Here is a 25,703-nt window from a genome sequence, read left to right as displayed (position 1 = left end):
TATGAATGAAAGCAAAGAGGAGGTGCCTTGCAAGATGAAGGGCAAGCTAGTGCGGACCGAGGGTCACCTTGCCAATATTATACCGATTCATTTGGATGCTTCTTTCTTTTTTGAAAGAGCTGTCCGCTCGCTGGACCGTAATCATGTCGACAAGGCATTGAAATATTTTCGCAAAGCTGTTGAATACGAGCCGGACAATCCGGTGAATCATTGTAATATGGCAGGGATTTTATCCGAGAAGGGGGATTATGAGGCCTCCAACACCATTCTGGCACATGTGCTGGATGTGGTGGACCCGTCGATGACGGAATGTTATTTTTATATGGCGAACAATTATGCAAATATGGATCGTTTCGAGGAAGCTGAACGGGCACTTGTGACCTATCTGGAGGAAGACCCGCAGGGCCAGTTCATGACCGAAGCCGAAGAGATGATGGAGCTTCTGTATTACGAGCTTGATCGCCCGGCGAAGTTGAATCGCATCAAGTCACTTAAAGGTGTCGTGGAGCATGATCAGGCAAGAGAATTGCTGGAGGAGGGGAAGTTTGCTCAGGCAGCGGAGCTGCTTGAAGGCATGTCCTCCGAATATCCGGATTATCTCGCTGCACGCAATAATCTGGCGCTGGCCTATTATTATATGGGACTGTTTCCTAAAGCCAAGGAGACGATTGCAGAAGTGCTGGAACAAGAACCGGGCAATCTGCATGCGCTCTGTAATCTGGCTATTTTCCATCAAAACGAGAATCGTACGGACCAAGTGCTGCTGTTGATCAAAAAACTGCGTGTGCTCGTGCCCTTTGAGCACGAACAAGTGTACAAGCTCGCTACAACTATGGGCATCCTTGGCCAGCATGATGCAGCATATACCCATTTCCGCCGATTGCTCAAATACGAGGAAACGGCTGCTGATCCGGCCCTTGCGCATTATGCCGCGGTTGCGGCGTATAATACAGAGCGATATGATATCGCAGAGCGGCTCTGGCATCATGTGAACAAACTTGATCCGGGATCGGAAGTGTCACGTTACTATCTCGCGGGTCTTGAAGAGGTTCACGAAGGTTTAAAAGAACCGATTAAGCTCAGCTATCACTATCATCTTCCCTTTGACGAGCAATTCAAGCAATGGGAGAACTATAACAGCGGCATTCCTGAGGAGATGAAGAATGATCCACTGATTCGTTCCTCGTTCTTCTGGGCACTGCGACATGGTGATGCAGCGACCAAGCTGCAGGTTATTCATGCGCTGGGCATGATCGGTGATTATGAGGTGCAGCAGGCCCTGCAATCATTCATTGAGGAGCCTGGTGAAGAGCATGCTTTGGTTAAGGCGGCACAAGGCGTTCTGAATGAACTGCAAGCGGCTGAATACGATGGACAGGATGCCAAGAGTGCCAAGGCTAAGGTGTCCAGACTTTTGTCCAATTCCAGTTTCGGTGAACCGCTGAAATCTGATCGTACAATGGACCACATTGAGTATAAAACGAAATCATCCAGTGCTGGAGCTTCACCCCACTGGCAGATCGTAGTTGATCGGGCGCTCCAGATGTCTGAGGCTCAGGCAGAAGTGCAGCAGGAGATGGAGCGGTTGTGGACGGATTATGTATCCAGAGTTCATCCAGAGCTGTCCAGCTCCAAGCAGATCGAAGGATGGGCAGCAGGCCTTGAATATCTGGCTTCCAAAAATAACAGCAGACCCGTGACGTATCAGAGCATCGCGGAACGTTACGGCATATCTGCATCTACTGTCAGCAAGTATGCGAGACAGATTAATCTAATCTGCAATGCTGCGCCGCCGAACGCCTAGGATCTGCTGTTGTCGTATGTTTTAAGGTTGCGTGACCAATGCCGTTGTCCTGAAGAGGAGGATACATTGACCTGGAAAACGGGTAAACTTAACGAGTGGACCTCAAAATGCCTGTAGGATATCATCTTGGCAAGTTATTCGTGAGCAGAACACATTCTCAACCTGATGAAGGAGGCTGTATCTATATGTCTAAATACAGAACGATTGTGATCGGAACCGGACCTGCGGGGCTGACAGCAGCAATATATCTCGCTCGTGCAAACCTGAATCCGCTGGTAATTGAAGGTCTTCAGCCAGGTGGGCAACTGACAACAACAACGGAAGTAGAGAACTTTCCTGGTTTCCCGCAAGGCATCATGGGACCGGAATTGATGGACAACATGCGCAAGCAGGCAGAGCGTTTTGGTGCGGAATTCAAGAACGGCTGGGTAGAGGAAGTTGACTTCAGCAAGCAGCCTTTCAAAGTTAGCGTTGGAGGTATCGGTGAGCTTGAGGCAGACTCAATCATCATCTCCACCGGTGCTTCGGCACGTTATCTTGGCATTCCGGGAGAGCAGGAGAATGTAGGACGGGGAGTTAGTACCTGCGCAACCTGTGACGGATTTTTCTTCCGTGGTAAAAAAATTGTTGTGGTCGGCGGCGGCGACTCCGCGATGGAGGAAGCCAGCTTCCTGACCCGTTTTGCAACAGACGTTACACTGGTTCACCGCCGGGATGAGCTTCGTGCATCGAAGATTATGCAGGACCGTGCTCGGAGCAATGAGAAGGTAAAATGGGCATTGAACCGTACACCGCTCGAGGTTGTACCTGAAGCAATGGGCGTAAAAGGGTTGAAGGTGCGCAACAATGAAACAGGTCAGGAAGAGCTGATTGAAGCGGATGGCGTATTCGTTGCGATTGGTCACACACCGAATACAGGCTTTCTTGGCAATGCAATCACACTGGATGAGCATGGTTACGTTGTTGTGAAACCAGGAACGACAGAGACGAATATTCCAGGTGTATTTGCTTGTGGTGATGTGCAGGATACGAAATATCGCCAAGCCATTACAGCCGCAGGCTCGGGATGTATGGCAGCGATGGACTGTGAAAAGTTCCTGGAGGGAAGCATCGTTCACGATTGGAGCGAAACGCTGAATAAGTAATACGCATGTCAGGCTTCTGGCTTGGCATAAGCTAGATATAAGGGACGACGGGAAGTCTCATACACTGAGAGAAGCCGGAGGGCTTCTCTTTTTTTTCAACAATGGACATGATATGGACATACATATAGGTTATATTAGCTGTGAGGTGAAGAATTTGGGGGAAATGATAAAAGGGTGGTTACAAAATGCAACAGTCAGGCGTTTTTTGATTTTACTGCTGTTTTGCTTGATTTTGTTCAGTATGGGAAGCATGCTCCATATGATTCTGCTGTTATTCCTGGTGACCTATGTTATGAACAGGCTGCAGCATCTGATTACACGAGGGTTGAACCGATTTTTTCCAATTAACTACAAAGTTGTGGTTATCCTGCTTTACATGATTGTTATTGCCGGCATTGTGCTTGGAATATCAAGATATTCACCACGAATTGTTGATCAGGTTGTGCAGCTGACCAATGAAATTATGAAGTTCCTTGACACGGCAGATGGCGATAATGTTGCCTCCAAGATTGCAGGTTACCTGCAGTCCTTCGACATTAAAAATTATACGAATGAAGCATTGAAATACATTTTTGCTTTGAGTAAATGGCTGGAGTTCATTCTGCTGGTTATTATTTTGAGCTTGTTCTTCCTGTTGCAGAAGAAAGAGATTTATAAATTTACGTCCAAATTCAAAACGAGTAAAATCGGCTGGTTCTATAATGAAGTAGCATATCTGGGCGACAAGTTTGTATCTTCTTTTGGTAAAGTGATTGAAGCGCAGCTCCTGATTGCTGTATTTAATACGGTTCTCACGATGCTCGGTCTGTGGATTCTGGGGTATCCGTACCTGTTTGCCTTGACGATTATGGTATTTCTGCTGAGTCTCGTGCCGGTTGCGGGCGTGATGATCTCCCTTGTGCCGCTCTGTCTGATCGGGTATCAGTTGGGTGGACTGCAGATGAGTATTATCGTGATTATTATGATCATCATCATTCATGCCTTGGAGACGTATTTCCTTAATCCGAAGCTGATGGCGCACAAAACCAAACTGCCGATGTTCTACACCTTTATTGTGTTGATTCTATCGCAGCACTTTCTTGGAATCTGGGGATTGATTATTGGTATTCCCATCTTTGTGTTCATGCTCGACATTCTCGATGTCAACAAGATGGAGAGAACCGACGAGCCGGTGCGCGTTGAGTCGAAGCTGTAATTTTTGTTTCATCTAATGTTGAAAAAGGAAAAACGCCTCCATTACACTGGAAGGCGTTTTTTTGCGCTGTCTGCACCTGCGGATTCAACGCATGATGCGTTTTAAATAGATATAAAATCAGGATGTATGCGCATACAAAAAATGTGTGACATCGTTCACAATGCCTCAGGGACCGGGTATGTCCAGAGGTCTTCTCGTCTTGACCCCGGCGTATCCTTCAATTATAGTTGGTACGTAGGACTAAACTATTTTAGATAGATAAAGGTGGCTTGCAGCATGTCTGAGAAAATCTACGTTGGGGTCGATCTCGGCGGAACAGCAATCAAGGTCGGTATATGTGATGATCAAGGTCAGCTTATGCATACGTATGAAGGACCGACTGAAGTGGATCAGGGCGTTGACACGGTTATCGCCAACATCGAGAAGTATGTCCGTCATATCATTGCCGAATCGCCATACAGTTGGGAACAGCTTGAAGGTGTCGGTGCAGGAGTTGCCGGTTTCACGAATGTACGCGAGGGAATTATTGTTCATGCCCCTAACATCGGATTTCGGAATGTTGCCATTCGTTCGGTTCTGGAGGAACGACTGGGCAAGCCTGTCAAAATAGATAATGATGCAAACGTTGCTGCTCTTGGTGAAGCCTGGGCAGGAGCTGGCAAGGGCGTAGACGACTGTGTATGCTTTACACTCGGCACAGGCGTTGGTGGTGGTCTTATTTTGAATGGGAAAATCTATCAGGGCTTCTCAGGTATGGCGGGAGAGCTGGGCCACATCAGTGTTGTGCCAGATCTTGAGGCGATCAAGTGCGGCTGTGGTAAAATGGGATGTGTAGAGACGGTATCCTCGGCAACGGGTATTATTCAGATGGCCAAGGATGCTGTCGAGCGCGGTGACCACACATCGCTTGCACTGGTAGACAAGATTGCTGCCAAGGAAGTGTTTGATGCAGCCAAAGCAGGCGACGAAGTAGCGCTGCGTATTGTCAAGCGTGCAGCCTTCTATCTGGGTAAAACGATGGCGACTGTTGCAGCTGTGCTGAATCCTGAATTGTTCATTGTTGGCGGCGGTGTCTCCAAAGCGGGGGACTTCCTGTTTGATGAGATTCGTACAGTATTCGCGCAACTGACTCCAGAGCCTCTGCAGCAGGGTGTTCAGATTCTGGAAGCTACATTGGGTAATAATGCAGGTATCGTAGGTGCTGCAGGTCTTCTCTTGCGTTCGTAGTAACCTCGTAACAAGATCATCCGACAGCAATATGATAAGGAGGGGACATTTATGCTTGAAGGTGAGGGCTCACCGGGCACAGGCGCCACGCTCATTATCATTACGGGCATGTCCGGAGCGGGTAAAACGATAGCTGTGCAAAGCCTGGAGGATCTGGGTTTTTTCTGTGTAGACAATTTGCCGCCTGTTTTGATTCCCAAATTTGCAGAGTTGATTGAACAATCAAATGGCAAGATTGGCAAGGTGGCATTGGTCATCGATCTGCGGGGACGTGAATTCTTTACTGCATTGTCTGAATCATTGAACTACATTAAAGATCATTTTACGATTCACTGCGAAATTTTGTTCCTGGATGCCACCGATTCTGTGCTTGTGCAGCGCTATAAAGAGAGCAGACGCAGACATCCGCTGGCACCGGAAGGCATGCCGCTGGATGGCATCAAGCTGGAGCGCAAGATGCTGGAAGAGCTCAAAAACTCGGCAACGCAGGTGCTGAATACGAGCACGATGAAGCCTGCTCAACTGAAGGAGCGCATCATTTCGCGTTTCTCCCATCTGGAGAGCCAGATGTTATCGGTGAACATTACGTCCTTCGGATTCAAATACGGCATCCCGATTGATGCAGATCTCGTATTTGATGTTCGTTTTTTACCGAATCCGCATTATATTGAACATTTGCGGCCGAATACGGGGCAGAATAGTGAAGTATACGAATATGTTATGAAATGGCCTGAAACGCAAGCGTTTCTGACCAAGCTGCTGGATATGCTGCATTTTCTGATTCCGCAATACCGGAAGGAAGGCAAAAGCCAGGTTATTATTGGAATCGGCTGTACCGGAGGCAAGCATCGTTCGGTAGCAATATCGGAATACTTGGGCAAAATGCTCGGGAGCAGCGAGACTGAAGCTGTTACCGTAAGCCATCGCGACGCCGACCGGGACCGTCATTGAAGAGGGTGAAGGGATGAAAGAGGCCGGACCACGAAGAGAACGTCCGAGAATCGTTGTAATGGGCGGTGGAACCGGATTATCCGTGATGCTTCGCGGTTTGAAGGAAAAACCGATGGATATCACGGCCATCGTTACGGTTGCAGATGATGGTGGAAGTTCGGGCATCCTGCGCAGTGAGCTGCAAATGCCGCCCCCGGGCGACATTCGTAACGTGCTTACCGCGCTGGCAGATGTTGAACCGCTGCTCTCAGACATGTTAAAATATCGTTTTAATACAGGCGCTGGGCTTGCAGGCCACAGCCTGGGCAATCTCATATTGGCTGCAATGACGGATATATCAGGCGACTTTGTGACCGCTGTGCGGGAGCTTAGCCGCGTGTTTGCCGTTAGGGGTCAGGTGCTCCCGGCAGCTGGTCAGGCGGTTGTGCTGCATGCGGAGATGGAGGATGGTTCCATTGTTACAGGCGAGTCCAAAATTCCTGAAGCAGGCGGACGCATTAAACGGGTTTTCCTTGAACCGGATCACGTGGAGCCGTTGCCAGAAGCGGTAGAGGCGATTCGCCAGGCGGATGCGATTCTGATCGGCCCGGGCAGTCTATATACAAGTATCCTTCCCAATCTGCTTGTACCCAAGCTGGCAGAGGCCGTTGTTGAAGCGGATGCAGTAAAGATGTTTATCTGTAATGTAATGACACAGCCGGGAGAGACGGATAATTACACCGTGAGCGATCACCTTGTAGCCGTTCAGGAGCATATCGGTCATCAGCTCTTCGACTATGTGATCGTAAACAATGGTGAAATTCCGCTGCAAGTGCAAAATAAGTATGCGGAAAAAGGTGCAAAGCCAGTTGTGCTTGATATGAATGTACTGAAAAGCTCGGGTTATCAGGTTGTCGCAGATACGCTTGTACTGTTCAAAACTTATCTGCGTCATGACGCCGACAAGCTTAGTCATCACATTTACCAGCTGGTTCAAAATTGGATGTTACGGAAGAGGTGAAGTCTCATGTCATTTGCAGCACAAACCAAAAAAGAATTAACGATGATTGAAAGCGAACCGTGCTGCGAACAGGCGGAACTCTCAGCTCTTATCCGAATGCTCGGTGCAGTGCAGTTATCGAATAAAAAAGTCATCTTGGATATTTCGACAGAGAATGCTGCCATTGCAAGACGGGCATACTCTCTGCTTAAAAAGCATTTTCAAGTGCATACTGAATTGCTGGTACGCAAGAAAATGCGGCTGAAAAAGAACAATGTATATATTGTTCGTGTTCCGTCAATGGTGCAAGAGATTCTGAAGAAGCTGCATATTGTTTCTGAAGGGTTCCTGTTTACGCCCGGCATCAACGAAGAGCTGCTGGAGAAAAACTGCTGTAAGCGGGCTTATCTTCGCGGTGCATTTCTGGCTGGCGGATCAGTAAACAACCCGGAGGGTTCGTCGTACCACCTGGAGATTGCGTCGATGTATGAGGAGCATTGCCAGGCTTTGGTTGATCTGGCGAATGAATTTCATCTCAATGCCCGGTGTATAGAAAGGAAAAAAGGATTCATCCTATACATTAAGGAAGGCGAGAAAATCATTGAGCTGCTCAGCATTATCGGTGCGCACCAGGCTTTGTTCAAGTTCGAAGATGTTCGTATCATGAGGGATATGCGCAATTCAGTGAATCGGATCGTGAACTGTGAGACAGCCAATCTGAACAAAACAATCGGAGCGGCCGTCAGACAGATCGACAATATTCGTTTACTGCAAAAGGAAGTGGGCCTTGAATCGCTTCCAGATAAGCTGCGAGAAGTGGCAGAGGTAAGACTCGCCCATCCCGACATCAACCTGAAGGAAGTTGGCGAATTACTCAAGGGCACCGTCAGCAAATCTGGTGTCAACCATCGACTGCGGAAGATTGATGAGCTGGCTGAGAAAGTACGTGCAGAGCGTTATAGCTGATGGTTTTTTTTCTTCTAGTGTCCTGCACGGGTTAATGGTATAATGTTGTATAAATATAATTGTGTATTTAATGTCCAGATTTCATAATAGGGGGTAAGTTTCTATGACAAAGCACCCGGTAGTTGTCCGTTTGAAAACGGGTCTCCATGCCAGACCTGCAGCACTGTTCGTTCAAGAAGCGAATAAGTACTCATCTGAAGTGTTCGTCGAGAAGGACGATAAAAAAGTGAATGCTAAAAGTATTATGGGAATTATGAGCCTTGCGATCAGCACAGGTACGGAAATCCATATCAGTGCAGAGGGCGCGGACGCCGATCAGGCTGTAAACGCTTTAGTTAGTCTGGTTAGCAAGGAAGAGCTCGAAAACCAATAAGCATAAAGTTGTTATATGTTTTGAAAGTGATGAAGAAGTCCCGCAAGGGGCTTTTTTGCGTTATATATAAGTTGAACCAAGAATGTTTATACGTGCACACAGATATAAATTTGTATGTTATCGGCGCCGTCAAGTGCAACATTATGGAATTTGTCCCGTCTGTTAAGGTATCAAATCGCTTCAAGTTTGAGAAGTTAAATATGAGGAGGTTAATCGTAATGGGTAAACAATGGATGAAGCCGTTCGGCGCGGTACTGGTGGCAAGCTCTTTATTGGTTGGAGGCACAGCCTGGGTTGCACCAGGGAACTACGCATATGCGGCAGAGGTTCAGGGAGTGCAGCAAAATGTGATCAATGTTGTAGGTAAGGGTGAAATTCAGGTGAAGCCGGATATTGCCTATCTGTCCATTGGTGTGAACAGTACTGCAGAAACTGCGGCATCAGCGCAGAAAGCAAACGCTGCTAAAATTCAAAAGGTGACCATTCTGCTGAAAAACACTTGGAAGGTCAGTGCAGACGATATTCAAACAAGCCAATTCTACGTGCAGCCGAACTACACGTACAGTGAAAAAGACGGGCAGAAGATCAAAGGGTATACGGCTCATCACACGTTGACTGTGACGTATCGTGATATGGACAAGATTGGTGAGTTGCTGGATGCAGCTTCACAGGCAGGAGCCAACAATATCGAAAATGTGCGTTTCACAGTAGAGAACCCGGAGAAATACGAATCCGAAGTGATTGCTAAGGCAGTAGCTAATGCAGATGTGAAAGCCGGAGCAATTGCTAAAGCGGTTAAACGCCAGCTTGGTACGGTGCTTTCAGTCAGTCAGCCAGATGCTAACGTTCCAGTGTTCTATGTAGGGGAGGCAATGTCTTCAGCGAAGAGTGAATCCGATGCAGGTACACAGATTGAAGCCGGTCAGGTTAAGGTAAGCACGGTTCTTAATATCACCTATGAGATGAAATAAAAGCTTCTGACCCCTAATAAATAAAATAGTTAAAAATCAAAAATTTATAAAAATGACAAAGATGCTGTCCTCTGGACAGTGTCTTTTTTGTTGTATGAGCGCAATTTAAGGAAGCGAGAGAACATTATTCTCCTGGCAGTATGCAGGGGAGTGGAGCTAATCATGTCGTTTTTGTATAGATGTTCGTGACAAAATGTTCATTTTCTGCTTTTTTTTCAGCACGACTTTCATCAACATTGTAACTGGAGCTGTAAATCATTCAATGATGTGGCTAGTTATAATAAACAACGTAACCACGAGCAGCAGGAGTCAGGAGTATGTTCTCACAAACTTCAGCATCAGCTGCAAATCCAGCTCGAAATGGGTTAATGGTTAGTAAGAGTTGAGCGTATGACATATGCAATTACAATTGTGGCTGATATACGCAATAAAACTGATGGTGAATAAAAGAGAGGAGTTTTATAGATGAATACATGGAAAAAGTGGACGAGTGCATTATTGGCAGCAGGGGTAATTATGGGAGGCAGCACAGCGTGGGTGGATCAATCTGTTCAAGCTGCTTCGGTAACTTCCAAAGTAACTGCACCAGCTGAGGTGACCTTAAAATCAGGTGGCAAAACGCTCGCGCAAAAAGGATTGCTTCAAGGTGGTTCGACCTGGGTGTCACTGACAGCGGTCAAAGATGTAGCAGGTGGTACACTCAAATATGATGCCAAAACGAAGTCATACACGGTAACCGCAGCTAACAACGCGATGACCGTTAGTCTGATGGATGGACAGCCGAACGTGTACATTAACGGTTATTACCCTCAGGTGGAAGCAAAATTAATTCAGGGCCGATTGTACATTCCGTTCTCTGCCATGAGAGATTATTTGGGTGTGCAGGGCAGTTGGGATGCCAAAACGAAAACATTGACCCTGAACAAAGTGAAGCAAAACAACGTGAAGGTGAAATCGACGAAAGTAAATATGACGGTTAAAAATGCCGAGGTAGATGTACAGTATCCTCAGGTGAGCGGACTTGCCAGCAAAGAGGCTGAAGCGGCGATCAACAAAGTGCTCAAAGATGAAGTGGACAAGGCCGCTGCTGCTTTCAAAAAACAAACGTCTGAATTTGGTGGAGCAACCGCCAAACGTCCATATGCCTTTGAAACCTCGTATGTGGTGACATACAACGAAAATGGCGTACTGGGTCTGATCACCCAACATTATGAGGACTATGCAGGAGCACACGGCATGACATATCGTGCAGGACACACGTTTGCCCTGGATACAGGTAAAGAGCTGACACTGGATGATGTACTGCAAAACAGCAAATCCATGCGTGAAACGATCAGCAAAAAGGTTGGTGAGCAATTAAAAGCAAGTGGTGGATATTTAGACGGATACAAAGGCTTGAATAAAGACCAGGACTTCTATGTAACTCCAACGGGTGTCGTGGTGTTCTTCCAACTGTATGAGTACACAGCTTACGCGGAAGGCTTCCCGGAAATGACATTCTCTTATAAAGAAATTCTGCCTAAAGGTGCTGCACCGTTCGGCAACGTAACATCCGAAAAATAACCGGGCATTTCGAACAAACGTATATTCGCATCTCCACATCAAGAGCCCTTATTCATTTATACTTTTTGAAAAAGGTAAAGAGAAAACCCTCGTCATGTTTCAAGTGACGAGGGTTTTCTCTTTGTCAGGCAATGCACCCTGTTAACGGGTGGTGGTATTGCCTGTTCATATCAATATGGCACAGGGCGGATTCACCTATATATCGGTGAATCCGCCCTGTGTATGGAACGGCATGCCTCCAGGCTGCAGCTTAGATGCCTTGGGAGCCTACGTTTTGAATTACTTTATCGATGATACCGTAATCGGCTGCTTCAGCAGCACTCATGAAGTAATCACGATCTGTATCTTTTTCGATGCGTTCCAGTGGTTGGCCTGTACGCTCGGAGATGATGCGGTTCAACGTATCACGCATTTTCAAGATGCGGCGTGCGCGAATCTCGATGTCCGATGCTTGACCTTGTGCACCACCCAGCGGCTGGTGAATCATGATTTCGCTGTTCGGCAGCGCAAAACGTTTGCCTTTAGCCCCTGCGTTCAGCAGGAATGCACCCATAGAAGCCGCCATACCTACACAGATGGTAGATACATCCGGTTTGATGAATTGCATTGTATCGTAGATGGCCATACCCGCGGTGATCGATCCGCCCGGGCTGTTGATGTATAAGTGAATGTCTTTCTCCGGATCTTCCGCTGCCAGGAACAACATCTGTGCCATGATGGCATTAGCCACAACGTCATTCACGTCGCTGCCAAGGAAAATAATACGATCCTTCAGCAATCTGGAATAAATATCATAGGCGCGCTCACCCCGGTTGCTCTGCTCAACGACCATTGGAATATAACTCACGTGAAAAACCTCCTCGGAAATGTAAATGTTAAATTGGTGTTTATATTTAAACTGTTACCGTATTAACCACATCATAAACAATCTCAAACAAAAAGTCAAAGAAAGTCAAACTAACTTTGAAAAAAAAGAAACCTTTCCGGTTTCGTTGGTTAAATGCATTATGAGCTGTTGTAAAATAAGTGGCGCGCCCGCCAAGAATCGAACTTGGATCTCAGGCTTCGGAGGCCTACGTCATATCCATTGGACCACGGGCGCAAATTATGTGACAGCAATAATGATTATAGCCTATGGAGTAGGGAAATGCAAGCCATTGCTTTGCAGGGCAATGGTTTCACTTATTCGGCAGGTGGTTTGAATTGATTGCGAAATGATCATGATAAAGAAGAATGGATAAAGTCTGGTTGAGTACATGCTATAAGAAGCTTTGGACATGCCTGCCAGAAAGTAAAGTGCGCCACATATAGACGTTAATGACGCCTTTCTTCTATATGTAGTACGAAGCATCTCATCGTATGGTGTGAAACCATCTCATATTCAATGTGAAGCTTCGAGGTAGCTCATTGTGTCCATAACGAAAGTGCGGAGATTGTGAAAATAGGCGCGTACAGAAGCCCGCAAACGTATCGAAATAAGCCATCGAAACACTTGCATATCGCGTCAGTTTTAGGTAGAATAAACGTGGGACTTAAAAAGTTAACCCGGGACATTTTAGGGCCATGAAAGAAGCTTGGAGCGAGAAGCTTGCGGGAGTGGAAAGCATGCGAACGATTTTAGAAGTGCAAAAGCAGCTTCTGCCCGATCTCATGGATGTCTTGAAGAAGCGCTATACGATTCTGCAGCAGATCATGTTATCGGATGTGATCGGACGGAGAACGTTAGCCAATTCCATGCAGATGACCGAGCGGGTTCTGAGAGCTGAGACCGATCTGTTAAAGGCTCAGGGACTTATCGAAATTGACAGTGCCGGCATGAAGATCAGTGAGGCGGGTTATGAGTTGCTGCAGCAGTTGGAGCCTGTCGCAAAAGAGCTGTTCGGATTATCCGAGCTGGAAGAGCGAATCAAGCAAGCCTACGGCCTGCAAAAGGTAGTCGTAGTTCCTGGCGATTCGGACGTATCTCCTTTTGCCAAGAGAGAACTGGGAAGGGCCGGAGCGAAGGCTCTCGGCAGCGTTATGAATGACAACGACGTTGTAGCCGTCACAGGCGGATCAACAACGGCCGAAGTTGCAGAACAGCTCACACCACCCACTTCGCTCAAGGGTGTCTGGTTTGTACCAGCCCGTGGCGGACTGGGAGAAAGTCTTGAAATTCAAGCAAATACGATTGCATCCACGATGGCAAAGCGGGCAGGAGCTCAGTACAAACTTCTGCATGTACCGGATTTGCTTAGTGACCATGCCTATGAATCACTGCTTCAGGACCCGAGTGTTCAGGAGATTTTGCAGCTGATCAGGCAATCACGCATCGTTATTCACGGCATCGGTGATGCGGTAGAAATGGCGAAGAGACGCAAGCTTGCCCCGGAGATTATTGACGAACTTCAGGAGCAGGGCGCTGTATCGGAGTCTTTCGGGTATTATTTCAACGATCAGGGTGAGGTGGTACATACCATGCTTACACTGGGGATGCGGCTTCAGGATATCGAACGCACCGATGTGGTGATCGGCATTGCGGGTGGCACAAGCAAGGCAGCTGCCATTCATTCCGTACTGCGGTTCGGGCAGGAGGATATTCTGATTATTGATGAGGCTGCGGCCAAAATCATTGTCGCGGAAATGGAATGATTCCATTTTCAGAGCTGAAATGGTTTTATTTTCAACACAACTCTTGTTGTCTTGACGGACTTCACCGTCTGTCTTGAATATATAAGTTTCATAAAAATCAATCAAAACTTGGGAGGAACTTACTCATGATTAAAGTAGGTATTAACGGTTTTGGACGTATCGGTCGCTTGGCATTCCGCCGTATTCAAAATGTAGAGGGCATTGAAGTAGTAGCAATCAACGACTTGACTGACGCTAAAATGCTGGCTCATTTGCTCAAATATGATACAACTCAAGGTCGCTTTGACGGCGATGTTGAAGTACACGACGGCTTCTTCAAAGTGAACGGCAAAGAAGTTAAAGTACTCGCTAACCGCAACCCTGAAGAACTGCCTTGGGGAGACCTGGGTGTAGATATCGTTCTGGAATGTACTGGTTTCTTCACAACAAAAGAAGCTGCTGAGAAACACTTGAAAGGTGGAGCTAAGAAAGTCGTTATCTCCGCACCAGCTACTGGCGACATGAAAACCATCGTTTACAACGTAAACCATGACATCCTTGATGGAACTGAAACTGTAATCTCCGGCGCATCTTGCACAACAAACTGCCTGGCTCCTATGGCAAAAACACTGCAAGACAAATTCGGAATCGTTCAAGGTTTGATGACTACAATTCACGCTTACACTGGCGACCAAAACACTTTGGATGCTCCACACCCTAAAGGTGACTTCCGTCGTGCTCGCGCAGCAGCTGAAAACATCATCCCTAACACAACTGGTGCTGCTAAAGCAATCGGTCTGGTTATCCCTGAACTGCAAGGCAAATTGGATGGTGCAGCTCAACGCGTACCAACACCAACAGGTTCCCTGACTGAGCTGGTAACTGTTCTTGGTAAAAAAGTAACAGCTGACGAAGTTAACGCGGCTATGAAAGAAGCTTCCGATCCACAAACTTTCGGATACACTGAAGACGAAATCGTATCTTCCGACATCGTAGGTATCACTTACGGTTCCCTGTTCGATGCGACTCAAACTAAAGTTCTGACAGTGGGCGACCAACAACTGGTTAAAACTGTAGCTTGGTATGACAACGAAATGTCCTACACAGCTCAACTGGTTCGCACATTGGAGCACTTTGCAAAAATGATCAAGTAATAACTTGAAATAACATAGAGCGGAAACAGATTGCCATTGTTTCCGCTCTTTATATATGAAACTTTTGCAAATTTCTCATGAACACCAGGGCTGACAAGGGATGAGAGCCTTGAAAGTCCACCAAATACATGGGTGCGGAGGAAATAGAGATGAACAAAAAAAGTGTACGTGATATCGAATTGAATGGAAAACGGGCATTCGTGCGCGTAGATTTCAATGTGCCGCTCGAAGATGGTAAAATTACAGATGACAAACGTATTCGTGCAACACTGCCAACGATTAACTACCTGATCGAAAAAGGTGCTAAAGTCATCCTGGCAAGCCACATGGGTCGTCCAAAAGGCGAAGTTGTTGAATCTATGCGTTTGACTCCAGCTGCAGAGCGTTTGTCCGAATTGCTCGGCAAAACGGTTGTTAAAGCGGATGATTCCGTTGGCGAAGCGGTTAAAGCTCAAATCGTGGCAATGAACGATGGCGACGTATTGTTGCTTGAGAACGTTCGTTTCCACGCAGGTGAAGAGAAAAACGATCCGGAACTGGCTAAACAATTTGCTGAGCTGGCTGACGTATTCGTTAACGATGCATTTGGTGCGGCTCACAGAGCACATGCTTCAACAGAAGGAATCGCTCACTTGCTGCCGGCAGTATCCGGTTTGTTGATGGAGAAAGAGCTGGACGTGTTGGGTAAAGCATTGTCCAACCCTGAGCGTCCTTTCACAGCGATCATCGGTGGTTCCAAAGTTAAAGACAAAATCGATGTGATCGACAACCTGCTGAACATTGCAGACAACGTAATCATCGGTGGCGGTCTGTCCTATACATTCATGAAGGCTCAAGGTTATGAAGTAGGTCAATCCCTGCTGGATGAGTCCAAACTGGATGTTGCTCTGGGCTTCATCGAAAAAGCCAAAAAACTGGGCAAAAACTTCTACCTGCCAGTGGATATCGTAATTTCTGACGATTTCAGTGCGGATGCAAACACTAAAATTGTTGAAGTTGGCGACATTCCTGCAGATTGGGAAGGCATCGACATCGGTCCAAAAACACGTGAGATCTATGCTGACGTTGTTAAAAACTCCAAACTCGTTGTATGGAACGGACCAATGGGCGTATTCGAAATCGAACCTTTCTCCCATGGTACTCGTGCAGTAGCAGAAGCTTGTGCTACAACATCTGCTTACACAGTCATCGGCGGTGGCGACTCTGCAGCAGCAGCTGAGAAGTTCAAACTGGCTGACAAAATGGACCACATCTCCACAGGTGGCGGTGCATCGCTCGAGTTCATGGAAGGCAAACAGCTTCCAGGCGTAGTTGCATTGAACGACAAGTAAGCTTTAAGCTATAGCATGAAGGAGTTGAAACCAATGAGAACACCAATTATCGCGGGTAACTGGAAAATGTTCAAAACGGTTTCCGAATCCAATGACTTCATTCAGGAAGTTAAAGGAAAAGCGGAAGTCGAAGGCGTGGAAACGGTAATCTGCGCACCTTTTACAAATCTGCCATCCCTGGTAGAGGCTGTGAAAGGCACTAGCATCAAAATCGGAGCACAAAATCTTCACTTCGAAGACAACGGTGCATTCACTGGTGAAATCAGCGGTGTTATGCTGAAAGAACTGGGTGTAGATTACGTGATTATCGGTCACTCGGAGCGCCGTCAATATTTTGCGGAAACCGATGAGACTGTCAATAAAAAGCTGCATGCAGCATTCCGTCATGGATTGACTCCAATCTTCTGTCTTGGTGAAACGCTTGAAGAGCGTGAAGCGAACCAAACAAAAGACGTATGCAAAGTACAAACTGAAGCAGCTCTGGCAGGCTTGACTGCTGAGCAAGCAGCACAAGTGGTTATCGCTTATGAGCCAATCTGGGCGATTGGTACAGGCAAATCCTCCACATCCCAGGATGCGAATGAAGTTATTGCTTACATCCGCACGCTGGTGAAGGATCTGTACAACGAGAAGGTTGCAAATGCAGTTCGTATTCAATACGGCGGCAGCGTGAAACCGGAAAACGTAACAGAATACCTCGGACAAAGCGACATCGACGGCGCACTTGTTGGCGGTGCCAGCTTGCAACCGGCTTCGTTCATCGCACTTGTTGAGGGGGCGAAGTAAGATGACAGCTCCAAAACCTGTAGCACTGATCATTATGGACGGCTTCGGTCTGCGGAACACGGTGGAAGGCAATGCGGTAGCGCAAGCCAAAAAACCGAACTATGACCGTTTCATGAGCCAGTTCCCACATACAACACTGACTGCTTGCGGTGAAGCTGTAGGTTTGCCAGAAGGCCAGATGGGGAATTCCGAGGTAGGTCACCTGAACATTGGTGCCGGCCGGATCGTATATCAGGATTTGACCCGTATCTCCAAATCCATTCGTGACGGCGAGTTTTATGACAATGAAACACTTGTCAAAGCGGTGCGCGAAGCGAAGCAGAACGGTAAAAAGCTTCATCTCTACGGCTTGTTGTCCGATGGTGGCGTACATAGCCACATCGACCACCTGTTCGCTATGCTGGATCTGGCTAAAAAAGAAGAAATGAACGAAGTATATATTCATGCCTTCCTGGATGGCCGCGATGTTATGCCGGACAGCGGTAAAGACTTCATGCAGAAGCTGATCGCTAAAATTGATGAGGTTGGTGTAGGGAAAATCGCTACAGTCCAAGGTCGCTATTATGCAATGGACCGTGACAAACGCTGGGAGCGTGTAGAGAAATCTTACCGCGCCATCGTTTATGGCGATGGACCGAAATACACTGATCCGCTCAAAGCGGTTGAAGAATCATATGAGAAATCCGTATTTGACGAGTTCGTTGAACCAACGGTTATCGTTAAAGCGGATGGTGAGCCGGTAGGTTTGGTGGAAAGCGGCGATTCCGTTGTATTCCTTAACTTCCGTCCTGACCGTGCAATCCAGTTGTCACAAGTGTTCACCAACTCCGATTTCCGCGGTTTTGACCGTGGACCGAAGTTCCCTGTGGGCCTGCACTTTGTGTGCTTGACGCTGTTCAGTGAGACAGTTGAGGGTTATGTGGCTTATGAGCCGAAGAACCTCGACAATACCCTGGGCGAAGTGCTGGTACAGAACAACAAAAAACAACTGCGCATTGCAGAAACCGAGAAATACCCGCACGTAACCTTCTTCTTCAGCGGCGGCCGTGACGTAGAGCTTCCGGGCGAAACTCGCGTGCTGATCAACTCGCCTAAGGTTGCAACCTATGATTTGCAGCCAGAGATGAGTGCTTATGAAGTTGCGGATGCAGCGGTTCGTGAGATCGAAGCAGATAAACACGACGCAATCATCCTGAACTTTGCTAACCCTGACATGGTTGGACACTCCGGAATGCTGGAGCCAACGATCAAAGCGGTTGAAGTTACAGATGAGTGCATGGGCCGTGTCGTAGACGCAGTTCTTGCCAAAGGCGGCGTGGTACTGATTACTGCGGATCACGGTAACGCGGATATGGTGTTTGATGAGCAAGGACGTCCGTTCACAGCTCATACAACAAACCCGGTTCCATTTATCGTTACAGATCCGAACGTAACGCTGCGTGAAGGCGGAATTCTGGCCGACATCGCTCCAACCATTCTTGACCTGATGCAATTGCCTAAGCCGGAAGAAATGACAGGTACATCCGTTATTGCTTCCCGCAAATAAGTTGCACAGCCACTATATATGAAATCGGGAAGTTTGGCGTTTACCTCGAAACGAAGGCAGCAGAAATGGTCTGAAGAAGCGTTAGCGTTCGCCTTTATCACAGGATTCCAGCTTATGAAAATAAGTTCAAAGGAATCCGGGGATAACAGCGATCGGAGGACGATTCTGCTGACGAAGTGGATATGGGGAAACACAAGTGGTCCTGATTTTAAATAAACTTAAAATTAAAGGAGACTATCACTCATGACTATTATTACTGACGTGTACGCACGCGAAGTCCTTGACTCCCGCGGTAACCCTACAGTTGAAGTTGAAGTATATCTGGAGTCCGGCGCACTCGGACGCGCAATCGTTCCATCTGGTGCATCTACTGGTGCCCACGAAGCGGTTGAGCTTCGCGATGGTGACAAATCCCGTTACCTCGGTAAAGGCGTACTGCAAGCTGTTAAAAACGTAAATGAAGTTATCGCTCCAGAAGTTATCGGTATGGACGCTTTGGATCAACTGGGCATCGACAAAATGATGATCGCTCTGGACGGTACACCAAACAAAGGTAAATTGGGTGCAAACGCAATTCTGGCTGTATCCATGGCAGTAGCTCGCGCAGCTGCTGACGCTTTGGAAGTTCCACTGTATGTTTACCTGGGCGGATTCAACGCGAAAACTCTGCCAGTTCCAATGATGAACATCATCAACGGTGGTGAGCACGCGGACAACAACATCGACGTACAAGAGTTCATGGTACTGCCAGTTGGCGCACCAACATTCAAAGAAGCTCTTCGCGTTGGCGCAGAGATCTTCCACAACCTGAAATCCGTACTGAGCTCCAAAGGCTTGAACACAGCTGTAGGTGACGAAGGTGGTTTCGCTCCAAACCTGGGTTCCAATGAAGAAGCGATCACTACAATCATCGAAGCAATCGAAAAAGCAGGTTACAAACCAGGCGTTGACGTATTCCTGGGTATGGACGTTGCTTCTACTGAGTTCTACAAAGATGGTAAATACACACTCGCTGGCGAAGGCAAATCTTACACTTCCGCTGAGTATGTTGACCTGTTGGCTTCATGGGTTGAGAAGTACCCGATCATCACAATCGAAGACGGTATGTCCGAAGACGACTGGGAAGGTTGGAAATTGCTCACTGAGAAATTGGGAGACAAAGTTCAACTCGTTGGTGATGACTTGTTCGTAACAAACACAGAGCGTCTGTCCCAAGGTATTGAAAAAGGTATCGGTAACTCCATCCTGATCAAAGTTAACCAAATCGGTACGCTGACTGAAACTTTCGATGCAATCGAAATGGCTAAACGTGCAGGATACACAGCTGTTATCTCCCACCGTTCCGGTGAGTCCGAAGATAGCACAATCGCAGACATCGCGGTTGCAACAAACGCTGGACAGATCAAAACAGGTGCTCCTTCCCGTACAGACCGTATCGCGAAGTACAACCAATTGCTCCGCATCGAGGATCAACTGGATACACGCGCTCAATACATCGGTCTTAAAGGCTTCTACAACCTTAAAAAATAAGCTGTATTCACAGCTTTTTAGGCAAGCCGGGTGACCGGCTTGTCTTTTTCTTTGGAAAGGCAGAGTTAAATATCCGGGAAAACGTCTGCCGTGTACTACTTGTATCAAACCCGTTGCTATGCTACAATTATAGTAACTGTTTTTATGGTGAGATGTTATGCCCACATGGGTAGGAGGTGGAAAGAATGGATATTGCTTTGAAATTGCTGCTCGTTGTTTTCTCGATCGGTCTAATCACTGTAGTATTGCTGCAGCACGGAAAAAGCGCTGGTTTGGCGGGTGCCATCTCCGGTGGTGCGGAACATCTTTTCGGTAAAACGAAAGCGCGCGGACTGGATCTTTTCTTGCAACGTGCAACGGTGGTACTTGGTGCAGGATTTATGATCTTGGCTATTATTGTTACGGTGGTTTCCAAGTAACCTCAAGTTATCTGGATTCCCGAATTGAATTAAATAGCTGAAGCCCCATGGCTTAACGGATAAAAACCTTCGTTTCGTGCTGAAACGGAGGTTTTTTAATAGAAATTTATTGAACCAAAGTTTTCCAACTGTTAAATAAAAAATGAAGGAAAGTTTGAACTTTTTGCTTCTGTACGATTCCCCTTTTGCTGCGACGTATCCCCGAAAATAGCAGGGCATGCTCTTGCCAGTGCTGAATATTCCTAATGTATATACTCAGTTGTGCTTTTTTTTATAAAAATGCTGATGAAGTTCAGATCGGGCAGTCTGCTGGCTGCATAAACTGTGTGAAGAAATTCATTACTGCCGAGCGGGTGCAGTGGACCCTGTAGTTTTTTGGTGCGGTACGGATGGGCTGGATTGAATTCGTGTATACTAGGGTATGAGATAGTGAGGCCGCAGGTTTTAACATTTGTCCTATGGCACCTGTATGATTACGGCGCGAATTCCGATACATAAAGAGAAGAGATCAGACTACACTCTTACGTTTCCCGAGGTGAAAACTAATGATAACCGAACAACAATTACTTGACTTCATGCGGGAGACCGCTTATAAACCGATGACTTATCAGGAGCTGGAACAGCACTTTCAGATTGAGGATGCTGCGGATTTCAGAGCCTTTTTGATTATGCTGAACACGCTGGAGGAATCCGGCCAAATTTTGCTGACGAGCAATAATCGCTATGGTATGCCCGAACGTATGAATCTGGTGCGTGGGCGCTTGCAAGCGCATGCGAAGGGTTTTGCCTTTTTGATCCCCGAAGACCGGGAGCATCCGGATGTCTACATCCATGCCAATGATATGAAAAGTGCAATGAATGGGGACACTGTGCTTGTTAAAGTGACGTCCCAAGGCCCGTCTGGCGGACGGCTGGAGGGTGAAATTGTACGCATCGTGAATCGTGCGATTACACAGGTTGTGGGTGTTTTTCAGAGCCACGAAGTATATGGATTTGTTATTCCGGATGATAAACGGATTAATCGTGATATTTTTATCCCGCGTACGAATTTTGCAGGGGCTGTAGATGGACAGAAGGTCGTTGCCAAGATTGTCAGCTATCCAGAAGGCCGCGCGGCGGCTGAAGGAGAGATTATCGAGATTCTGGGTCACAAGGATGAGCCAGGCATTGATATTTTATCGGTCATACGCAAACATCAGCTGCCTGAGGCATTCCCGGATGAAGTGATGGAAGAAGCGGAGAAAGCGCCCGATTCCATTACGGAAGAAGAGATCGTTCAGCAGGGACGCCGCGATCTGCGCGGATTGAACATCGTGACGATTGATGGCGAGGATGCGAAGGACCTGGATGATGCAGTTAATGTGGAGAAGCTTCCGAACGGCAACTACCGTCTGGGTGTGCACATTGCCGATGTGGGTTATTACGTGCGAGAAAACTCCAAGCTGGATCAGGAAGCGTATAACCGTGGATGCAGTGTGTACCTCGTAGACCGGGTTATTCCGATGCTGCCACAGCGTCTGTCCAACGGGATTTGCAGCTTGAATCCGCAGGTGGATCGTCTGACGTTGTCCTGTGAGATGGAATTCAACGACCAGATGAAGGTTGTGAAACATGATATTTTCACCAGTGTGATCAAGACCAAGGAACGCATGACGTATTCGAATGTGCGTAAAATCCTTGAAGGCGAAGAGCCGGAGTTGCTTGAACGATATAAAGATCTCGTGGATGACTTCCACCTGATGAAAGAAATTGCTCTGAAGCTGCGTGCGATGCGTATGCGCCGCGGGGCGGTTGACTTTGATTTTGAAGAGTCCAAAATCATTGTCGATGAGAACTGCAAACCGGTTGATATTGTGAAACGGGAGCGTTCGATTGCGGAGCAAATCATTGAGGAGTTCATGCTTGCAGCGAATGAGACGGTTGCCGAGCATTTCCACTGGCTCAAAGTGCCGTTCATCTATCGTGTGCATGAGGACCCCGATCAGGAAAAGCTGCAAAATTTCCTCGCCTTTGCGGCGAATTTCGGACATCACGTCAAAGGACGTGGCAATTCCGTTCATCCACGCGCGCTTCAATCGCTCTTGGAAGATATCAACGGCACGAAGGAGCAGACGGTCATTAGCACGATGATGCTTCGTTCGATGAAGCAGGCGAAGTATGACTCTGAAATGTCAGGTCACTTTGGCCTGGCGGCAGAGTTCTATAGTCACTTTACATCACCGATCCGTCGTTATCCCGATCTCGTTATTCACCGCGTCATTCGTGAAGTCATCGAGAATAATGGAGCACTGCCGGAGAATCGTCAGGAATATCTGGCAAGCCGGATGTCGGATATCGCACAGCAGTCGTCGGAGCGTGAACGTGTGGCGGTTGAAGCGGAGCGGGATACGGAGAAAATGAAAAAAGCCGAGTACATGCTCGATAAGGTCGGCGAAGAATTCGAAGGCATGATCAGCAGCGTTACGAGCTTCGGTATGTTCATCGAACTGGAGAACACGGTAGAAGGTCTGATTCGTCTCAGCGCTCTGACCGACGACTATTACCATTTTGATGATCAGCACATGGCACTCATTGGGGAGCGCACCTCGAAGGTGTTCCGTATCGGTGACGAAGTGAAGATTCGCGTGGCTCGTGTAAGCATGGAAGAGTATACGATTGATTTCGAGATGGTCGATATGAAACCTCGCAGAGAGCGTGAAGGCGGCTTCGAACGAGGTGGTCGCTCTGGCGGTAAAGGTGGTCGCCCGGGAAGCGGCGGCGGACGAGGCGGAGCCAAAGGTGGCTTCGGTGGAGGACGTGGCGGTAAATCCGGTGCGGGTGCAGGCGGCGGCAAACGCGAGCGCGGTGGCCGATCGGCGAGCGAGGGTGGCAAAGGTGCTCGTGCGGGCCGCGGCGCTGCTCCTGCAGGAGCGAATGCTGGTTCAGGTTCAAGCGCGGGCTCCACGACAGGTGGTTTTACTGGCAAACGGGGTGGTAAACCGAAAGGTGAGCGCCGTGGAGGCGAACATGGTGGTGCGAGCAGCCGTGGGCAAGGTGCGGTTAGCTTTGGGTTTGGCTCGGGTAAAGGCGGCTACAGCTCTGCACCGATGGGCCAGGACAGTGCTTCTGCAGGCGGACAAGGAAGTGGCCTGAACGGCAGCGGCCGTGGCGAAGGCGGCTTCAAATCCGGTAAGGGCGGTAGCGGTAAAGGTGGCAAAGGCGGAGGTAAACGTAAGAATACATCGCCTAGTGGTATTTTTATCGGTGAAAATGCCACACCAGGCGGTACGCAGGAAGAAGGAGCGCCACGCCGCAAGCGCAAGAAAAACAAAGGCGGAGCCGGAAATGCCACAGCGGCGTTTGTACGGAAGAAAAAGAAGTAAGCGAGAAGCCTATAACGTGTATTGAGGAGGGGCGGCAGAGACCGCCTCTTTCTTGATTTTAACAGCCGTCCTTGCTACAATTAAGGTCTGGCACAGGGTATAATGGTGCATCATGGATGCTGGTTTAATACAGCATGGTACGGGTATATTTTACAAAGAAGGAGTGAGGACATGGGCAAGAATGACGGGCAAAATAAAGTGCTTGCACAGAACAAAAAGGCTTCCCATGACTACTTCATTGAAGATACGTATGAAGCGGGCATGGTACTGACCGGTACGGAGATCAAGTCTATTCGCAACGGTCGTGCGAACATCGGGGATGCGTTTGCTACGATTCGCAACGGGGAGATTCATATTCACAACATGCATATTAGCCCTTTTGAACAAGGGAATCGTCACAATCCGCTCGATCCGACGCGTACACGCAAGCTGCTGCTGCACAAGGCGCAGATTCACAAGCTGCTGGGGTTGTCGAAGCAGGATGGATACAGCATTGTGCCTTTGAAAATCTATGTGCGTAACGGGTATGCAAAGCTGTTGCTCGGACTTGGTAAAGGTAAGAAGCAATTTGACAAGCGTGAATCTGCTGCGAAGCGGGATGCTCAACGTGATATTCAACGTGCGCTGCGCGAGAAGCAGAAGGTTGCGCGTTAAGAGAGAATCACATTTCGTGCGAACCGAAAAGGTGTGCCCATCATGTGGCTGACTACCTTGTCATGAGGAAGGGCACCGCGTGCTGGGAGCCAGGTTACAATTAGTCTGCCGGCTAACCTGTTGGATGGAGTAATGAACGCTAGGAGTCCTCACATCTTGCCATGGGTTGACGCGAGTGGGGTTTTTTTATGATGGTTATTGCGTAAAGTGGTTTGATGGTGGGTAAGTTAATGTCACCAAGGGTGTCAAATTGGATTGGAAATGGATGAAGAAGAATAGGATCAGGTAAGAATGTATAGTGTTTTCGCTTGATAATTCTGGTGAATGGCGAAATCGACTTAGCATTATCTGTATGATGTGCGTTACAGGTGGTGCACGGTTTGCCGGATGTTAATCTTCAGGATAAAGGTGTGTCGGCACATAATTACAAGACATAATGTGTGTTTGGGCAAACTTTACTTCCGATGATTGACGCGGTATAATATGTAGACGATTGAGCTTGATGTGTCAGGTTGAGTGATCTGATCAAGTCGGATATTGGATAACCTTGCATCTGCGCTCAGTTTACTGGATTGCCTTCCAGCAATCTGCACTATATCGGTGATTCAGGCTGTGATATGATTATTCATGTAGCAGACAGGAATGCCGAGTATGAAAGAAGCATCTTTTCACCTTGGAGGGATTAGATGTGCAGCACCTTTGCTCCGTATTCACGGATTAATCCTGGAGCCCTTCTTATATGAGGGGGCGTTTATGGATTCGACGGGGATAGTTCGAGCATGGGTAGCGGGTAGTGGGGACGCGTCCGCTTCATCAACGCTAAAGCCTATTAAACGGCAAACAACAAACAAACTACGCTTTCGCAGCCTAAGAAACTGTGTGCGTGCTTCTACCCTGCATCGCCCATGTGACAGGACTAGGGGCTAACAAGTAGTGGGATACGCTGTCACATCTCCGCCTGGGGTGTGCTGAAGAAGACAATCAGGCTGACCCAACGTATAGCCGGTTACGGGGCGATACTCGGGTGACATCAAAACTGTGACTACACCCGTAGAAGCTTATGTGTCGTTATCTTCGGACAGGGGTTCGACTCCCCTCGCCTCCATTAGTAGTATCAGAAGAAGCACCTTGATGGGT

The 25,703-nt window shown here is 47.8% G+C and carries 20 protein-coding genes, 1 tRNA gene and 1 other RNA gene; 20 read left to right on the top strand and 2 right to left on the bottom strand.

All coding sequences use genetic code 11. From position 1 onward, the window contains the following. The first annotated feature begins 34 nt into the window (after positions 1-34). From IEW26_RS25605 to IEW26_RS25560, 10 genes are all read left to right on the top strand, one after another. Positions 35-1,804 (top strand): tetratricopeptide repeat protein, encoded by a 1,770-nt coding sequence (locus IEW26_RS25605; protein WP_188594431.1) that lies wholly within the window; start codon positions 35-37, stop codon positions 1,802-1,804. A 185-nt stretch (positions 1,805-1,989) separates the two neighbouring features. Then, on the top strand, positions 1,990-2,949 hold the full coding sequence (gene trxB, locus IEW26_RS25600; RefSeq protein WP_145405837.1) for a thioredoxin-disulfide reductase: 960 nt from the start codon (positions 1,990-1,992) through the stop codon (positions 2,947-2,949). Positions 2,950-3,112: 163 nt separating this feature from the next. Then, positions 3,113-4,144 carry an AI-2E family transporter gene (locus IEW26_RS25595; protein WP_145405860.1) on the top strand — a complete coding sequence of 344 codons (1,032 nt, stop codon included), beginning with the start codon at positions 3,113-3,115 and terminating at the stop codon, positions 4,142-4,144. 276 nt (positions 4,145-4,420) lie between these two features. Next, positions 4,421-5,371 carry an ROK family glucokinase gene (locus IEW26_RS25590; protein ID WP_145405836.1) on the top strand — a complete coding sequence of 317 codons (951 nt, stop codon included), beginning with the start codon at positions 4,421-4,423 and terminating at the stop codon, positions 5,369-5,371. A gap of 51 nt (positions 5,372-5,422) precedes the next feature. Further along, positions 5,423-6,322 (top strand): RNase adapter RapZ, encoded by a 900-nt coding sequence (gene rapZ, locus IEW26_RS25585; RefSeq protein ID WP_111270238.1) that lies wholly within the window; start codon positions 5,423-5,425, stop codon positions 6,320-6,322. Between the two features lie 13 nt (positions 6,323-6,335). Continuing rightward, positions 6,336-7,322, top strand: coding sequence for a gluconeogenesis morphogenetic factor MgfK (gene mgfK / locus IEW26_RS25580; RefSeq protein ID WP_111270237.1), 987 nt, complete (start codon positions 6,336-6,338; stop codon positions 7,320-7,322). A 6-nt stretch (positions 7,323-7,328) separates the two neighbouring features. Continuing rightward, the gene (gene whiA, locus IEW26_RS25575) at positions 7,329-8,267 is read left to right on the top strand and encodes a DNA-binding protein WhiA (RefSeq protein ID WP_188594430.1); all 939 of its coding nucleotides are present in this window, start codon (positions 7,329-7,331) and stop codon (positions 8,265-8,267) included. Positions 8,268-8,370: 103 nt separating this feature from the next. After that, positions 8,371-8,640, top strand: coding sequence for an HPr family phosphocarrier protein (locus tag IEW26_RS25570; RefSeq protein ID WP_090924792.1), 270 nt, complete (start codon positions 8,371-8,373; stop codon positions 8,638-8,640). Between the two features lie 218 nt (positions 8,641-8,858). Next, positions 8,859-9,611: an SIMPL domain-containing protein gene (locus IEW26_RS25565; protein WP_188594429.1), complete on the top strand. Its 753-nt coding sequence runs from the start codon at positions 8,859-8,861 to the stop codon at positions 9,609-9,611. A 465-nt stretch (positions 9,612-10,076) separates the two neighbouring features. Next, entirely contained in the window at positions 10,077-11,174 is a 1,098-nt protein-coding gene (locus IEW26_RS25560) for a stalk domain-containing protein (protein ID WP_188594428.1), read from the top strand. Between the two features lie 250 nt (positions 11,175-11,424). On the opposite strand, the gene clpP is transcribed toward IEW26_RS25560, so the two are convergent. Both clpP and IEW26_RS25550 read right to left on the bottom strand, forming a co-directional pair. After that, entirely contained in the window at positions 11,425-12,021 is a 597-nt protein-coding gene (gene clpP, locus IEW26_RS25555; RefSeq protein ID WP_090924795.1) for an ATP-dependent Clp endopeptidase proteolytic subunit ClpP, read from the bottom strand. 180 nt (positions 12,022-12,201) lie between these two features. Continuing rightward, positions 12,202-12,276, bottom strand: a tRNA-Arg gene (locus tag IEW26_RS25550). Positions 12,277-12,779: 503 nt separating this feature from the next. Between IEW26_RS25550 and IEW26_RS25545 the strand changes: the two genes are divergently transcribed. The 10 genes from IEW26_RS25545 to ssrA all read left to right on the top strand — a co-directional run bounded on the left by IEW26_RS25545 (position 12,780) and on the right by ssrA (position 25,674). Continuing rightward, positions 12,780-13,805, top strand: coding sequence for a sugar-binding transcriptional regulator (locus IEW26_RS25545; protein ID WP_145405832.1), 1,026 nt, complete (start codon positions 12,780-12,782; stop codon positions 13,803-13,805). Positions 13,806-13,930: 125 nt separating this feature from the next. Continuing rightward, positions 13,931-14,938, top strand: a complete 1,008-nt coding sequence (gene gap, locus IEW26_RS25540) for a type I glyceraldehyde-3-phosphate dehydrogenase (RefSeq protein WP_111270233.1) — start codon at positions 13,931-13,933, stop codon at positions 14,936-14,938. Positions 14,939-15,087: 149 nt separating this feature from the next. Next, complete coding sequence (locus IEW26_RS25535) at positions 15,088-16,269, top strand: phosphoglycerate kinase (protein ID WP_188594427.1); 1,182 nt, start codon at positions 15,088-15,090, stop codon at positions 16,267-16,269. 33 nt (positions 16,270-16,302) lie between these two features. After that, positions 16,303-17,055: a triose-phosphate isomerase gene (gene tpiA, locus IEW26_RS25530; RefSeq protein ID WP_188594426.1), complete on the top strand. Its 753-nt coding sequence runs from the start codon at positions 16,303-16,305 to the stop codon at positions 17,053-17,055. A gap of 1 nt (position 17,056) precedes the next feature. Beyond that, positions 17,057-18,601: a 2,3-bisphosphoglycerate-independent phosphoglycerate mutase gene (gpmI, locus tag IEW26_RS25525; protein WP_188594425.1), complete on the top strand. Its 1,545-nt coding sequence runs from the start codon at positions 17,057-17,059 to the stop codon at positions 18,599-18,601. Positions 18,602-18,844: 243 nt separating this feature from the next. Continuing rightward, positions 18,845-20,131: a phosphopyruvate hydratase gene (gene eno, locus IEW26_RS25520; protein ID WP_110898842.1), complete on the top strand. Its 1,287-nt coding sequence runs from the start codon at positions 18,845-18,847 to the stop codon at positions 20,129-20,131. A gap of 185 nt (positions 20,132-20,316) precedes the next feature. Beyond that, positions 20,317-20,550, top strand: coding sequence for a preprotein translocase subunit SecG (secG, locus tag IEW26_RS25515; protein ID WP_111270229.1), 234 nt, complete (start codon positions 20,317-20,319; stop codon positions 20,548-20,550). A gap of 545 nt (positions 20,551-21,095) precedes the next feature. Then, positions 21,096-23,912: a ribonuclease R gene (gene rnr, locus IEW26_RS25510; RefSeq protein ID WP_188594424.1), complete on the top strand. Its 2,817-nt coding sequence runs from the start codon at positions 21,096-21,098 to the stop codon at positions 23,910-23,912. Between the two features lie 171 nt (positions 23,913-24,083). Beyond that, positions 24,084-24,566, top strand: a complete 483-nt coding sequence (gene smpB, locus IEW26_RS25505) for an SsrA-binding protein SmpB (RefSeq protein ID WP_111270227.1) — start codon at positions 24,084-24,086, stop codon at positions 24,564-24,566. Between the two features lie 743 nt (positions 24,567-25,309). After that, positions 25,310-25,674: a transfer-messenger RNA gene (gene ssrA, locus IEW26_RS25500) on the top strand. Positions 25,675-25,703: the final 29 nt, after the last annotated feature.

This window comes from Paenibacillus silvae (assembly GCF_014639235.1).
Lineage (GTDB): Bacteria > Bacillota > Bacilli > Paenibacillales > Paenibacillaceae > Paenibacillus > Paenibacillus silvae.
This window is presented reverse-complemented; position numbering and strand designations above follow the sequence as displayed.